This window comes from Candidatus Eisenbacteria bacterium, assembly GCA_016235265.1.
Taxonomy (GTDB): Bacteria; Eisenbacteria; RBG-16-71-46; order RBG-16-71-46; family JACRLI01; genus JACRLI01.
The window spans coordinates 46,996-61,496 of sequence record JACRLI010000002.1 but is presented as its reverse complement, the minus strand read 5'-3'; the positions used below and the strand labels follow the sequence as shown (position 1 = coordinate 61,496).

The window sequence follows — 14,501 nt, the reverse complement described above, 5'->3', positions numbered from 1 at the left end:
GACGACTACCCCGGGGCGGAACCCGCCCCGGCTTGCGAGGCGGCCACGCCCGCCGACGTGGGGCTGGCGGTGGCGGCCGCCTCGGCCGCGCGCCGCTCGCTCTGCCACGTGCCGAGCAGCGCGGAGAGCACCGCGGTGAGAGGCAGGGCGAACAGCATCCCGGTGAAGCCGGCCACCTCCACGCCGGCGGCGAGCGCCACCAGCAGGGCCAGCGGGTGCAGCGACAAGGCGCGACCCAGCACGCGGGGGGTCACCAGGTAGGCCAGCAACTGGTTCAGAGCGAAGTACGCCCCCAGGCCCCAAGCCCACATCCAGCCTCCCCGCGACAGCCCCGCCAGCACCAGCAGCACGTCGATCACCGCCGCGCCCAGGAAGGGCACCAGCTCCGCCAGGCCGGCGAGCGGGCCGATTACGAACGCGTACGGAAAGCCCATCAGCGAGAGCACGGTGGTCATGGCCACCGCCTGGACCAGGCACACCAGGCCCTGCCCGCGCACGTAGCCCGTGAGCGCGCGATCCGCCGCCGTGGAGTAGCGGGCATAGGCGGCGCGGTGAGCGACCGGCACCCAGCCCGCGAGCCACTCCCCGACCTGGCGGGCGTCCTTGGCCAGGTAGAAGGCGAGGACCGGCACCACTACCAGCCCCAGGAGCTGCCGCACCGTGCCCAGGGCCCTGCCGACGGTGCCGGCGGCAAGGCCGCCCAGCTGGGTCAGCAGCTTCGAGGACTGCACCTCCAGTTCCGGCCACCACGACTCCGGAATCCGCTCCAACAGACCCGCCTTGAACCCGCGCGCCTCCGCCAGGCCGGCCTGCGCCAGGCCCGGCAGGTCGCGGGCCAGCTGAGCCCCCTGCGCCACCAGGTGCGGGAGGACCAGGGCCGCGAGGGCCGCGGCGGCGGCCAGGCCCAGGCCCAGCACCGACGCGGCGGCCAGGCTCCTCGGCAGTCTTCGCGCCAGGAGGTCCACCGCCGGGCGCACCACGTGGGCCAGCAGGATCGAGAGGAACAGGATGGAGAGCGTCTCGCGCCACAGCCACAGCACCGCTGCGGCCGCGACGGCGGCCAGGGCCATGCGGAGCGCCCCGACCCCCACCGGGCGGGCGCCGCTCATGCGCCCTTGCCCTGGCGCACCGGCAGGCTGAGCTGGAAGGTGGCTCCCTTGCCCGGGGCGCTGACCACGGTGAGCCGGCCCTTGTGTCCCTGGAGGATGTTGAAGCTGGTGGCCAGCCCGAATCCGTGGCCCTTGAGCCCCTTGGTGCTGAAGCGGGGCTCGAACACCTTTTCGAGGTTCTCCGGGGCGATGCCCGGGCCGTTGTCCACCACGGTGAGGTGCGCGTGGGCGCCGGAGGCGTCGAGCCCGGTCCGGATCACCACGCGCGGCTCCGGCGTGCCGGCGTCGCCCAGCGCGTCGGCGGCGTTGCTCAGCAGATTCATGAGCACCTGCTGGATGCGCGCGGGGTCCATGGAAATCTGCGGCAGGGCCTCGTCCAGCTCGAACACGAACTGGATGCCCTGGAACTTGCCCTGCGGGCGCACGAACTCCACCGTCTGGCGCACCAGCTGGTTCAGCGACGAGGGCATCATGTTGACCTCGGCGTACGAGAAGTCGGCGAGGTCGCGGGTGAGGATCTTCATGTTGGCCCCGTTCTCGAAGATGATCTGTGCGTAGCGCGCCACCTTCTCGGGGTCCAGCTTGCCGGCGTCCAGGATGAGCATCTGCGCGCGGGCCATGATGGGTGCCAGGTAGTTGCCCAGGTCGTGGGCGATCTTGGCGGCGATGTCGCCCTTGGCCGCCATCCGCTCCTTGAGGATGAGCGCCTCCTGGGCGCGCACCAGGTCGATGTAGCGCACGTGGGCGTCGCGGATCAGCAGCAGCGGCACGTAGAAGAGCACCAGGCCCCAGATCCCCAGCGACAGGTACACCGCCAGCGCGATGGGGCTCAGCACGAACATGGCCGCGGAGCTCAGGAGCTCGTCCCGGTAGCCGAAGTTCTCGCGCCAGGTGGGCCACCAGGTCTGGTGCGACTGGAGCGCGATGGCGCCCGCCACCAGCCCGGTGTTGAGCCCATGGTAGACCAGCGCGCCGGCCACCCATGCCAGCAGCGCGGGAGCCTGCCGCAGCCGCTCCAGCGAGCCCAGCTCGCCGCCCAGCAGGTGGAACACGCCGGAGGCCAGCACCGTGACGATCACCATCTGGGCGAAGTTGAAGAGCGCGCGGTACCACTCGCGCTTCTGGAACACGAAGGAGGCGATGAGGGCGGCCAGGGAGACGATCCAGGTCGCGGCGGCAACAGGCAGCAGGGCGATGAGCACGAAGTTGAACGTGCTCACCATGCTGTGGGAGCCCTTGCCGGTGATGCTGGAGAGCCACAGGTGCTCGGCGGCCACCAGCGCCACCAGCCACACCAGGTAAGTGTCGCGACGGGCCCACTCGAGCTGGGGGGTGAGCAGGGCGAGGATCACCACCGCGGCGAACACCACGGCGGACACGTAGACCACGAGCTTGCGGTTCACGCGGTCCTACCCTCCCTGGCCCACTTCGCCTTGGACCCGCGCGGCGCGGGCCGCGACAGGATGTGGCTTCCCGTTCAGCGCGCGGTGACCCCGAGGCCCGGTCCGCCGGGCACTCGCGGGCACCCGCCGGCCCACTCCACCCCCCGGTACGGGTCCCGGTCCAGCAGCAGGGCGCCGTCCAGGTCCAGCCGGTCCGCCAGCGGCGCCAGGTGTGCGGCGGCGGTGATGCACACCGAGGTTTCGATCATGCATCCCAGCATGACCTCCAGGCCCCGATCCCGCGCGCGCCTCACGTACTGCAGCATGCGCGTGGGGCCGCCGCACTTGACCAGCTTGACGTTGATTCCGTCCACCCGCCCGGCCACCGAATCGAGGTCGTCGAGTGTCTCGGCGCTCTCGTCGGCGTACACCGGCACCCCGAAGGCCTCGCGCACCCGGGCCAGCGTGTCGAGGTCCTTGGGCGGGCAGGGCTGCTCGATCATCTCCAGGCCCAGCGCCACCAGCGGCTTCAGCCGCTCCACCGCCTCGGCCCCCCGCCACGCGCAGTTGGCGTCCACGCGGATGGGGCGGTCGGTGGCCGCGCGCACCCGGCGCAGCGTGCCCAGGTCGTCCGGCCCTCCCAGCTTCACCTTCAGCACGCGATAGCCCTCGGCCGCCTGCAGGCGCGCGTCGAGCGTTTCCGGCGCATCGATGGCGATGGTATAGGACGTCGCCGGGCAGTTCAAGGACGCGCTCCCGCCGGGGCCGTCCGGGACGCCCGCGGCGGCGCGGATCTCCGCCCCTGCCGAAACCCCGTGGCGCCTGCCCCACAGGTCCCACAGCGCCATGTCCAGGGCTCCCCGCGCGGCGCCGTTGTGCCGGAGCACCCCCTCCCAGTCGCACTGCAGCGCCTCCAGCGCCCCGAAGGGGTGAGGCTCCGCCAGGATCTCCTCCACGCGCTCACGCGCCACTTCCCAGTACAGCGGCAGGCTGGCGCGGGCGGTCTCGGCGCGCTCCCCGTAGTAGGCGCTCGGAGCCGCCTCGCCCAGGCCCTCCAGCCCGTCGTGGCGGATCCGCACCACCAGGTTGTGGAACACCTGCTCCGCCCCGCGCGAGAGGCCGAAGACGTGGCGCGTGCGCAGGTCGCAGGCTTCGATGTGCATCCGGGACGGGCTCATCGCAAGGCCTCCAGCAGCGTGTCGGCCCCGTGGCGGACCACGTCCGCCGCCGGCAGCCCCGTCTCCGACCGGGCGCGGGCGAGCTCCTCGCGGGCGCGTTCGCCGGGCAGGTCGAAGGTGTTGAGCGCCACGGCCACCACGCGCGCCGGGCGCACCCAGCCGGCGGCGGCCTCGTAGGCCTCGATCATTCCGCGGTACCCGGGAAATCGGATCCCGCCGGCGCGGGTGGCGGTGCGAGTGGGCTGGTGGCAGAGCACCATGTGGCCGGGGGAGGCTCCGTGCAGCAGGCCCAGCGTCACGCCCGAGTAGCCGGGATGGAACAGCGAGCCCTGGCCCTCGACGAACACCACGTCGGCGCCCTCGGCGGCCTCCAGCACCAGCTGCTCGGCCGCGCCGGCCACGAAGTCCGAGATCACCCGGTCCACCGCCAGACCCGAGCCCGCGAGCAGGATGCCCGTCTGGCCGGTGGCCACGAAGCGCGAGCGCATCCCGGCGCGCCGCGCCGCGCGGTGCAGCTCCAGCGCCACGGTCATCTTGCCGCTGTTGCAGTCGCTGGCCACCGTGAGGCACACCGTGCACAGCAGCTCCGCCGCGCGCGCCGTGGCCACCGGCAGCATCTCCGGCACGCGGCGCAGGTCGGCGATGCGGGCGCCGGAGCGCCGCGCGGCGGCGGCCAGCTGGGCATCGTCGGACAGGAAGGTGTGCAGCCCGCTCCACACGTCCATGCCCGCCGCCAGCCCCTCCAGGAGCCACGCCCGCCACTGCGGAGGCAGCTCGCCGCCCACCGGCGCGATGCCGACGAGCAGCGCGTTGGCGCCCAGGGCGAGCCCCTCGGCCACGGTGGCCACCACGGGCGCCGCGCCGGGCACTCCCAGCACTTCGCCCGAGGTGCGGCCGGCGTGGGCCCGGTCCAGCACCGCGGCGACTTCCTCCGGCAGGTAGCGCAGCGCGCCCACCGCGGTCTTGGCGTCCAGGATGCCCAGGGCGCCGTCGGCGAGGATCAGGAAACGGCGCGGGCGACGCGCGCCTCCCGGACCGACCGCCGCGGAGTCGCCCGCGGCTCGTCCAGCGCCACGCACCCCGCCACGTCCGCCGGTCCCGCTCACTCCGCCGCCTCCTCCACCACCCGGCGATACATCCGCTCGTAGCGGCGCACGATCTTGTCCACGTGGTAGTTGCGGATCACGGTGGCGCGCGCCCGGCGGCCCATGGCGCGGCGGGCGACCGGGTGGCGGGCCATGTCCAGGCACACCCGGACCATGCGGGCCAGGTCGTGCGGGCGTGCCAGGTAGCCGGTCACTCCGTCTTCGATGAACTCGCGCGGGCCGCCCACCGAGGTGGCCACCACCGGCAGGCCCACGCTCATCGCCTCCAGCGCGCCGAGCCCGAAGCTCTCGCTGTCGCTCGGGAGCAGGAAGATGTCCGAGCACGCCATCAACTCCTCGACGTGCTCCTGGTTGCCCACGAAGTGCACCCGCTCGGACACTCCCAGCTTCTGGGCGGCCCGCTCCGCCACCACGCGCTCGGGGCCGTCGCCCACCATCAGCAGGCTCGCCGGCACCTCGCGGGCCACGCGCGCGAACACCTTGACCACGTGGTCCACGTTCTTGATGGCGCGGAAGTTCGAGGCGTGCATCAGCACCGTCTCGCCGCGCGGCGCGAAGCGCTCGCGGTTGACGCGCCGGGCGCGCGGGCTGAACCGGCGCGGGTCCACGAAGTTGGGGATCACCTCGATCTCGAGGTCCCGGCCGAAGCCGCGCTTGGTGCGCGCCGACAGGAACTCGCTCACCGCCGTGACGTGGTCGCTGCGCGAGATGGACCAGCGGGTGATCTCGAAGTACGAGGGCTCCTGCCCCACCAGGGTGATGTCGGTGCCGTGCAGCGTGGTCACCACCGGGATGGGACGGCCCAGGAGCTCGCGGCCCAGCAGTGCGCAGGTGGCGTGCGGAATGGCGTAGTGGACGTGGAACAGGTCCAGCTCGTGGGTGCGCGCCACCTCGGCCATCTTGGCCGCCAGCGACAGCGTGTAGGGCGGGAAGTCGAACACCGGGTAGGTGGTGACATCCACCTGGTGGAAGTAGATGTTGCCCTCGTAGCCGCGCAGCCGGTAGGGCAGCGAGTGGGTGATGAAGTGGACCTCGTGCCCGCGGCGGGCCAGGTGCAGCCCCAGCTCGCTGGCGATGACCCCGGAACCGCCGATGTTCGAGTAGCAGGTGATCCCGATGCGGAGCGGGCCCGCCGCGGCGTGGCTTCTCATCCCGTCCTCCGTCTCATCCCAGCAGGCGGTCGGCGCGCGCGCCCACGAAGGCCTGCAGCGGGTCGTCCACGCCGAGCTCCTCGCGCGAGGCGAACGCCTCCCCGTAGGCCACGCCGATGCGCGAGCCGTAGAAGCGGGCCCGGGCCCTGAGCCCCTCGAGGAACTCCGGGCCGGTGAGGCGCGTGGGCGTGGGGTCGTCGGTGGAGACGGACGTCTGCGTGGTGTGCGCGGCCACCGCCTGGAGCTTGGCCTCCAGGCTCCCGCTCACGTCCACGATGAGGCGCGCCTCGAACGGGCGGCGGTACATGGAGTAGAGCACCACCACGGGACGGTGGCGCTCGGGCGTGGGAGTCTCGTACTTCTTCAGGCCGGCCAGGAAGCCGGCGCGGGTGACGAGTGCGGAGGCCTCCTCGTGATCCGGGTGCTGGTCAATCCAGTAGGGCGCCACCACCATGCGCGGGCGATGCCGGCGCAGCACCTCCACCACCGCGGAGAGTTGCGCCCGGTCCGCGCGCGAGAGACCGGTGTCCGGCAGCCCCAGGTTCACGCGCAGCGCGGCGCCCAGGATGCGACGGGCCTCCTCGGCCTCCTGCTCGCGGCGGGAGCCGTCCCCGCGCGAGCCCATCTCGCCGCGCGTAAGGTCGCAGATTCCAACGCGGTAGCCCCGGGAGCTCATCTTGTGCACCAGCCCCCCGCAGACAATCTCCACGTCGTCGGGGTGGGCCCCGAAGGCCAACAGGTCCAGCGCGTCGGTGTGGGTCACGGGGGTAGCTCCTCCACTGTTTTTTCGGCGCGGGGCCGGGTCATCCGTCCCACGGTTCCAGGTAGTGCGAGGGATGGCCGGCCAGGGTGTCCTCGACGTGGCGCCGCGCCAGGCCCAGGACCCGGTCCCCGGCACCCTCGCCCCACTGCGCCAGTGCCGCCGCGAGTCCCATGCCGCGTTCCTGGAGCTTCTCCTGCGGCACCAGGAAGCCCTTGAGGCGCGCCAGGCGCGGGTGCTGCCGCTCGTGGCGCGCCTTCACCTTGGAGAGGATGCCGTCGCGCATCCGTCCCACCTGGAAGTCCATCTTGCCCCGGGCCGACTCGATGAGCTGGGCCAGGCTGGGGTCCAGCGCGCGGGTGGACTCCTCCAGCCCGCGGGCATGGTCGGTGAGGCAGCGCTCGAACGCCTCCAGCTTGACCCTCACCTCCGGCGCTGCCATGGAGGCGAAGTGGGCGTGCAGCTGGGAGTCGAAGCCGGTCAGCAGGGCCGCGGGCTCCACCGGCGGCGCGGCCGCCACCGCGTCGGCCTCCGCGGGCCACAGGCTCGCCGAGAGGCGCGGGTACAGCACGCAGGCACGGCTCTCCAGGGCGTGCGCCACGCGCCGCACCTGCACGAAGTAGGCGGCCTCGCCGGGGCCCACCACCTGGGCCAGCACCGGCAGCACCGCGTCCTGCGCCAGGGGCCGCAGCACCACGTTGGCCGAGACCGCCCCGGCGAGCGCCGCGAGATCGGCGCGTGCCGCCGCAGGGTCGTCCGGGAACTCCCAGCGGCGGCGCAGGTCGCCCTCCACGCGGAACAGGCCGTGCTCGCCGGAGCGTTCCTCGATGCGCACCTCGTGGCCGCGCGTCGTGAGCCACTCCGCTCCCTCGCGCAGCGCGCCCGCCACGCGATCGCGGCGCTCCAGGTAGCGGTCGAAGACCGGCGTGGAAGCCGCGCGCAACTGTGGCAGCCGGGCGTCCACCACCAGGAACGGCCAGCGGGGCAGCGCGGCGAGCAGGAAGGCGGCGATCAGCTCACCGTGATCCCGGGCGCACCCGCGGGCCTCGTCCCAGGCGCGGCGGACGAACCCGGCGTGCGGCCCGCCGACGCGGTCCAGCAGCTCGGCGCCGGTGGCGTGCGAGACGGCCGCGTCGAGCCCTCCCACCATGCGGTGCGGCGCGTGGAGCGAGTCGGGCAGCGCGGCGGCCAACATCTCTAGATCGCGCGGCAGCCGCGCGCCCCTGATCTCGGGAAAATCGGTGTCGTCGGACACCATCCAGAAGAGTGGCGCCACCGGCCGCGCGGAGCCCTGGCCCGCGCGCGAGGCGAGGGCCACCGCCGTGCCCAGCTTGTACAGCGAGAACAGCGGTCCGCCCAGCAGCGCCGGCTGCTGGCCGGTGATGACCGCGTCGGCCTCGCCCTTCGACATTCGCTCGCCGAGGGCGAGCGCCTCCGGCGAGGCGCCCAGGCGCCGGTTCTGTTCCAGGAGCGCCGCCCACAAGCCGGCGAGCGCGGCCGGATCCGCCACGGGGCTCGCGGGACGCTCCCAGGCAGCCGGGTCCAGACTCGGGGAAAGCAGGGCGTTCAGGTCCGGGTCGCCACCCAGCCAATCGGAGTACAACCGGCCCAGCAGCGGGGCCTCGGAAAGGCGCACGGAGCGCGCCCGGAGGGGGGTTCCAGGGGCCATGCGCTCTTGGATGCGGTGCGAGGAAGTCACGTTGCGGGATGATACGGAATGCGCCCCGGGGGAACAAGGCCGCGGAAATCAGGCCGGTCGCTGGATCCCGTGCTTGCGCATCTTGTAGCGGACCGACTGCTCGGATATGCCCAGCACGCGCGCGGCTCGGCTCTGGTTCCACGCGACGCCTTCCAGGGTCTGGCGGAGCAGCGCCGACTCGGCGGCCGCAACCCGGGCGGGAAGGGGCGGCTCCGCGATCGCCTCGGAAAGGCCCGCGAGGGCGCCCCCACCCTCCGCGTGCGGCGGGCCCCCGTGACCCAGCTCGCGGAACGCGGCGGCGGGGTCCGCGCCTTCGCCGGCCAGGTGCACGGTCCATTCGCCGTGCAGCCGCGCGCACTCCTCCACGCGCCCGGCCTGGAGCAGCAGCAGCGTGAGGTGCCCCACGCACGCGGCCTCCTGCCACGGATCGCCCGCGGCGCGGGCCAGCTCCAGCGCGCCCAGGAAGCACGACTCGGCGGCGGGCGCGTCCCCCGCGCGGGCGTGCAGCACCCCCAGGCGGGCCACCAGCAGGTAGCGCTCCGGGTGCGGCGGCGGCACCATGTCCAGCCCGTCGGCGTAACGGGCGCGGGCCACGTCCGGATGGCCATCCAGCAGTTCGAGCCAGCCGAGATCGGCGAGGGCCAGCGCCTTGCGCGCGCGGTCGCCGGCGGCGGCGCGAAACGCCTCCTCCAGCGGGATGCGGGCGCCCTCGCGGTCGCCGCGCAGGAGGCGGCAGCGGCCCAGCCGGCGCATCAGGTCCACGCGCGCGTCGTCGCCGAGGGGTCCCAGCGCGCGCTCCTCGAGCGCCACCAGCTCCTCGGCGCTGCCCGCCGAGCCCGGCAGGTGGTCCATCACCCGCAGGAACTCGTCCAGGACGGCCCAGCGGCTGGCATCCTCCGGCAGGTGGTGCAGCACCCGGCGCCACGCCTGGGTGGCGCCGGCCAGGTCGCCCTGGGACGCGGACTCTCGCGCCCGGTCCAGTTCCCCGGGCGCCTCGCGGTCTGCAGAAGGTGGGCGGCCCGACGGGCCGCTCGCGTGTTTCGTCACGGGGCGAGTATGGGCCTCGCCCGAAGGCGGCGTCAATCGGATGGCGCCGGACGCCCGCGCCCCCCCTCGCTCACCACGATCGCCCGCGGGACAGGCGCTCCGGGCGCGCACGGGGCACGCCCCCCCGGGCGCGCTCCCGTCGCGCTTGACGGTTCGGGCCCGCGTGTTCAGAATCCCGTTTCGCGACATTCCCCGCGGCTCCAGGTCCGGCCGCGCCCGACCCCCCGGCAACCCGGAGACTCCATCCCGATGATCCCACACGAGACCGCCTCGGCCGTCGCCGCGCTGTGGACCTTCCCGGCGGTGCTGCTCGCCGCGTTCCTGCTGGCCTGGGCGGCCGAGGCCTCGCAGTTCGTGGTGTCCCAGGGCCTCGCGCTGGCAGCCCTGGCCTGGCTTCAGACCATGCCCGAGTTCTCCATCGAGGGCGTGATCGCGTGGCAGGCCGGCAAGGGGCTGGTCCATCCTTCGCTGATGACCGCCAATTTCACCGGCGCGATCCGGCTGCTGGTGGGGCTGGGCTGGCCGATGGTGTTCGTGGTGCGCGGCCTGAGCGCGGGCCAGGGCTGGCGGGGCTTCCGGAGCGCGCGCATCCAGCTGGAGCAGGAGCACTCGGTGGAGGTACTGGGGGTGCTGCCGCCGATGGCTTACTTCATCTGGATCCTGGCCAAGGGCTCGCTCACACCGTGGGACGCTGCGGTGCTGCTGGGCTTGTACGCGGGCTACTTCTGGCTGGTGAGCCGGGTGCCCTCGCGCGAGCACGAGGAAGTGCAGGACCTGCCGCGGGTGTCGCGCTGGATCCTGGCGCGGCCCGGCGCGTGGAAGGGCATCGCCGCACTGGCGGTGTTCGCGGCCGGCGGGGCGCTGCTGATGGTCTCGGCCGAGCCGTTCGTGGGCAGCATGCAGGGCATGGCGGTGCTGCTCGGCATCCCGGCATTCGTGTTCGTGCAGTGGGTGGCGCCGCTGCTCTCGGAGTTCCCCGAGAAGGTGAGCGCCTTCGCGTGGGCCCGCACCGTCACCAAGGCCCCCATGGCGATGATGAACATGCTGTCCTCGAACATCAACGAGTGGACGGTGCTCGCCTCGCTGATCCCGATCGTGTACTCGTTCTCGGTGGGCCACCCGACGGCGGTGGTGTTCGACCACCAGCAGAAGCTGGAGATCGGGCTGACGCTGGCGCAGTCGCTGCTCGGGTTCTTCTTCATCGTGAACATGGAGTTCCGCTGGCACGAGGCGGCGGGGCTGTTCCTGCTGTGGCTGGTCCAGTTCGTGTGGCCCGGCTCGCACGTGCCGGTGATGGCCGCCTATCTCGCGTGGGCGCTCATCGAACTGGCGCTGCTCCTGACCGGGCGGAGGAAGTGGGCCGCGTTCTCCGCCTTCGCGCGCGAGTGGCGGCGCAGCTCGGCCATCCGGGCGTCCGGGGCCTAGACCCGCACGCCGGCCGCGGCGCACACACCTTTCGGGGAGACATCGTGGAAGCCATCATCCAGGCACTCGCAGTGTGGATCACCGGCGTCATCGGCGCCCTGGGTTACTGGGGCGTGATCGTGTGCATGGCCATCGAGAGCGCCTGCATCCCCCTGCCCAGCGAGGTGATCATGCCGCTGGCGGGCTTCCTGGTGGCCCAGGGCAAGTTCAACCTGTGGATGTCCGGGCTGGCCGGCGCCTTCGGGTGCGTGGTGGGCTCGCTGGCCGCCTACTACGTGGGGGCCACCGGCGGGCGCGCGTTCATCGAGCGCTACGGGAAGTGGGCGCTGATCAGCATGAAGGACCTCGACCGCGCGGACCGCTGGTTCGCGAAGTACGGCCAGGCCGCCATCTTCACCAGCCGGCTCCTGCCGGTGGTGCGCACCTTCATCTCCCTGCCGGCGGGGATCGCGCGCATGCCGGTGGTGCCCTTCACGGTGCTCACCTTCGCGGGCTCGTTCCCGTGGTGCCTGGGGCTGGCGTGGCTGGGGCTGAAGTTCGGGAAGGTGTGGATGAACCCGGACATCAAGAGGTACTTCCATGGCGCCGACCTGGTGATCGCGGCGGTGGTGCTGGTGGCGGGAATCTACTTCCTGTGGCACCGGATCCACGAGTTGCGCGTGGAGGCGGCGGAGAGGGCGGCGAAGGCGTCCGCGCCGGGCGCGGCGAAGAACCGGTAGCGAACCTCTCGCGGCTCCCCGGGTACCCACCGCGGCCCCGATCTCCGGAGGCCGACGAGAGCCCGGGGCATGGGCCCGGGCCCGGCGCGGGGGCTCAGCCCTTCGCGCCGGGGACCAGCTTCCGGACCAGCCCCAGCACCGTCCCCAGCTCCTCCACTTGCAGCACGGCGGCGGCGGCCACGTAGCCGGTCGTGCCCGCCAGCGACGCCAGCGCCAGCACCACCACGTGCTCGTGGAACGCGTGCCCCGGAAACACCCGCAGCAGGCCCTGGAGCGCGCCCCACGCGCCGGCGGCGAACACCGCCGAGGCCAGCGCCACGCGCGAGAAGTGGCCGGCCAGCTCGCCCACCCGCAGCTGCGGCAGACGCCGGCGCATGGCCCACAGCAACGCGCCGAAGTTCACGATCATGGTGGCCGATGTGGACAGCGCCAGCCCGCGATGCTGCAGCGGGTGCATCAGGAGCAGGTTGAGCACGATGTTCGCCCCCACCGCCAGGAAGCTGGCGCGCACCGGCACCCGGGTCTCGCCCAGCGCGTAGAAGGCCGGCACCAGCACCTTCACCGCCGCGTAGGCGAACAGCCCCACCCCGTAGCACCACAGCGCCTGCGAGGTCATGGCGGTGTCGTGGGCGTGAAAGCGGCCGCGCTGGTAGAGCAGGCCGATGATCTGCGGCGCCAGTGTCACCAGCCAGGCGGTGGCGGGCAGCGTCAGGAAGAACGCCAGGCGCAGCCCGCCGGTGAGCTTGCGCGCGAAGCCATCCATGTCGCCCAGCGCGGCGGCGCGCGAGACCGCCGGCAGCGTGACGGTGGCCACCGAAACGCCGAAGATCCCGATGGGCAGCTGCATCAGCCGGAATGCGTAGGAGAGCCACGAAACGCTGCCCTGGACCAGCAGCGAGGCGATCACGGTGTTCACCAGGAGGTTTACCTGCGTGGCCGCCAGCCCCACGGTGGCGGGCAGCATCAGGCCCATCATCCGCCGCACTCCGGGATGTGTGAAATCCACTTCCCAGCGGTGGCGGTAGCCGATCCGGTGCAGCGAGGGCAGCTGCACCAGCCACTGCCCGAGGCCACCCAGCAGCACGCCCCAGGCCATCCCGTAAATGGGCTCGTAACCCAGCCAGCGCGCCACCGGCACCAACCCCACGCCACCCGCGATCATCCCCACGTTGAGCGCCATGGGCGCGGCGGCGGGCAGGAAGAAGCGCTCGTGCGCGTTCAGAACCCCCATCACCGCCGCGGCCCACGCGATCAGCAGCAGGAACGGGATCATCCAGCGGGTGAGCGAAGTGGTGAGCTCCAGCTTGCCGGCCACGGCACCGAAACCCGGGGCGAACAGGTGCACCAGCGGGTCGGCGAAGAGGATCATGACCGCGCAGATCCCCAGCAGCACCACCCCCAGCCCGTTGAGCACCAGGCTGGTGAGGCGGAAGGCCTCGCGGCGCTCACCCTTCGCCACGTAGCCGGTGAGCGTGGGCACGAACGAGGCCGACAGCGCGCCCTCGGCGAACAGGTCGCGCAGCAGGTTGGGGATGCGAAACGCCACGTTGAAGGCGTCGGTGGCCAGGCCCGCGCCGAACAGCGCGGCCAGGACCTGCTCGCGGACCAGGCCCAGGATCCGGCTCAGGAACGTGGCCACCGAGACCTGGCCCGCGTTGCGGGCCAGGCGCGAGTCGCGGCCGGCGGGGGGATGCGGCGCGGCGGGGACGGCGTCGGAGACGTCGCTCGAGGACATGGCAGGAAATATCGGGGTTGGGCCGCGCGCGTGTCAAACGACCGCCCGCGTGCTAGAGTGCCCCGGTTCACCGGCTTCGACGCCGGGTGCGCCCCCATCGCGCCCCGCGCCCGGGCCGCCTGCGCCGGGCCGCCGCGGCCCGGGCACCCTCCCCCCATCGAGGAATCCTCATGCTTGAAAACCTCGACCTCGTCCCCTGGTGGCAGGCGGTCGTGCTGGGAGCCGTCCAGGGCCTCGGCGAGTTCCTGCCCATCAGCTCCTCGGCGCACCTGATCCTCGCGCCGTGGTTTCTCGGATGGCGCGACCCCGGCCTGACCTTCGACGTGTCGCTGCACCTGGGCACGCTGCTGGCGGTGCTGCTGGTGTTCGGGAAGGACTGGCTGCTGATGGGCCTCGCGGGGATCGGAGCGCGTCGCGACCCGGAGCGCGCCCGGCTGTTCTGGCAGCTGCTGGCGGCCACCATTCCCGGCGCGGTGATCGGGCTGCTGCTGGAGAGCCGGGCCGAGTCGGAGTTCCGCCACCCGCTGCTGATCGCCGGCACGCTGTCGCTGGTGGGGCTGCTGTTGCTGTGGGCCGACCGCACCGGGCGCAAGACGCGCAACATGGAGTCCCTGGGCTTCCTCGAGGCGCTGCTGATCGGCCTGGCGCAGGGGCTGGCGGTGGTGCCGGGCGTGTCCCGCGCCGGCATCACCATGAGCCTGGCGCTGGCCTTCGGCCTCACGCGCAAGGACGCGGCGCGCTTCTCGTTCCTGCTCAGCACCCCCATCATCGCGGGCGCGGCGCTGCTCAAGATGCGCCACATGCTCCAGCAGCCGCCGCACATGACGCTGATCCTGGGCACGCTGGTGGCGGGTTTCGTGGGCCTGGTGAGCATCCAGCTCCTGCTGGGCTACCTGCGACGGGCGAGCTTCACACCCTTCGTGGTCTACCGCTGGGTGCTGGCCGCGGGCGTCGTGGTGTGGTTCCTCGCCGGGCACCCGGCGCTGAATGCCGGCGAAGGCGCGGCGCGGCCCGCCTCCGGGGCGGTCGCGCCGGCCCCGGGCGGCGCGGCGCACGCGCCCTGAGGCGGGGGTGCCGGGCGCGGCAGGCGGCGGGCGAGCCCGCCGCGCGGGCGCAGCCCGGTCCCGGGGGTGCAACGCGTGAGGGGCGGCCCCACCGGGGACCGCCCCTCACGCGTCTCCGCTCCCGCC

The 14,501-nt window shown here is 73.0% G+C and carries 12 protein-coding genes; 3 read left to right on the top strand and 9 right to left on the bottom strand.

The genetic code is table 11. The features are described from left to right. Positions 1–5: 5 nt before the first annotated feature. The 8 genes from HZB25_00690 to HZB25_00655 form a co-directional block, all read right to left on the bottom strand. Complete coding sequence (locus HZB25_00690) at positions 6–1,109, bottom strand: AI-2E family transporter (GenBank protein MBI5835735.1); 1,104 nt, start codon at positions 1,107–1,109, stop codon at positions 6–8. Then, a complete protein-coding gene (locus HZB25_00685) occupies positions 1,106–2,512 on the bottom strand; it encodes a hypothetical protein (GenBank protein ID MBI5835734.1) in 1,407 nt (468 codons plus the stop codon). Before HZB25_00685 ends, HZB25_00690 begins: the two co-directional genes overlap by 4 nt. Positions 2,513–2,586: 74 nt before the next feature. After that, entirely contained in the window at positions 2,587–3,669 is a 1,083-nt protein-coding gene (locus HZB25_00680) for a dipeptide epimerase (GenBank protein MBI5835733.1), read from the bottom strand. Next, on the bottom strand, positions 3,666–4,775 hold the full coding sequence (locus tag HZB25_00675) for a DUF1611 domain-containing protein (protein ID MBI5835732.1): 1,110 nt from the start codon (positions 4,773–4,775) through the stop codon (positions 3,666–3,668). The genes HZB25_00680 and HZB25_00675 overlap by 4 nt, the downstream gene beginning before the upstream one ends. Next, a complete protein-coding gene (gene bshA / locus HZB25_00670; protein ID MBI5835731.1) occupies positions 4,772–5,926 on the bottom strand; it encodes an N-acetyl-alpha-D-glucosaminyl L-malate synthase BshA in 1,155 nt (384 codons plus the stop codon). The genes HZB25_00675 and bshA overlap by 4 nt, the downstream gene beginning before the upstream one ends. 13 nt (positions 5,927–5,939) lie before the next feature. Next, on the bottom strand, positions 5,940–6,689 hold the full coding sequence (bshB1, locus tag HZB25_00665) for a bacillithiol biosynthesis deacetylase BshB1 (protein ID MBI5835730.1): 750 nt from the start codon (positions 6,687–6,689) through the stop codon (positions 5,940–5,942). Positions 6,690–6,729: 40 nt separating this feature from the next. Continuing rightward, positions 6,730–8,322, bottom strand: coding sequence for a bacillithiol biosynthesis BshC (bshC, locus tag HZB25_00660; GenBank protein MBI5835729.1), 1,593 nt, complete (start codon positions 8,320–8,322; stop codon positions 6,730–6,732). Between the two features lie 111 nt (positions 8,323–8,433). After that, on the bottom strand, positions 8,434–8,946 hold the full coding sequence (locus tag HZB25_00655; protein ID MBI5835728.1) for a helix-turn-helix domain-containing protein: 513 nt from the start codon (positions 8,944–8,946) through the stop codon (positions 8,434–8,436). 735 nt (positions 8,947–9,681) lie between these two features. Here HZB25_00655 and HZB25_00650 point away from each other — a divergent pair. Both HZB25_00650 and HZB25_00645 read left to right on the top strand, forming a co-directional pair. Continuing rightward, complete coding sequence (locus tag HZB25_00650) at positions 9,682–10,857, top strand: hypothetical protein (GenBank protein ID MBI5835727.1); 1,176 nt, start codon at positions 9,682–9,684, stop codon at positions 10,855–10,857. Between the two features lie 41 nt (positions 10,858–10,898). Beyond that, positions 10,899–11,576, top strand: a complete 678-nt coding sequence (locus tag HZB25_00645; protein ID MBI5835726.1) for a DedA family protein — start codon at positions 10,899–10,901, stop codon at positions 11,574–11,576. Positions 11,577–11,670: 94 nt separating this feature from the next. Here HZB25_00645 and murJ read toward each other — a convergent pair whose 3' ends face one another. Further along, on the bottom strand, positions 11,671–13,311 hold the full coding sequence (gene murJ / locus HZB25_00640) for a murein biosynthesis integral membrane protein MurJ (GenBank protein MBI5835725.1): 1,641 nt from the start codon (positions 13,309–13,311) through the stop codon (positions 11,671–11,673). 170 nt (positions 13,312–13,481) lie between these two features. Here murJ and HZB25_00635 point away from each other — a divergent pair, with 170 nt between their 5' ends. Next, positions 13,482–14,375, top strand: a complete 894-nt coding sequence (locus HZB25_00635; protein MBI5835724.1) for an undecaprenyl-diphosphate phosphatase — start codon at positions 13,482–13,484, stop codon at positions 14,373–14,375. Positions 14,376–14,501 lie beyond the last annotated feature (126 nt).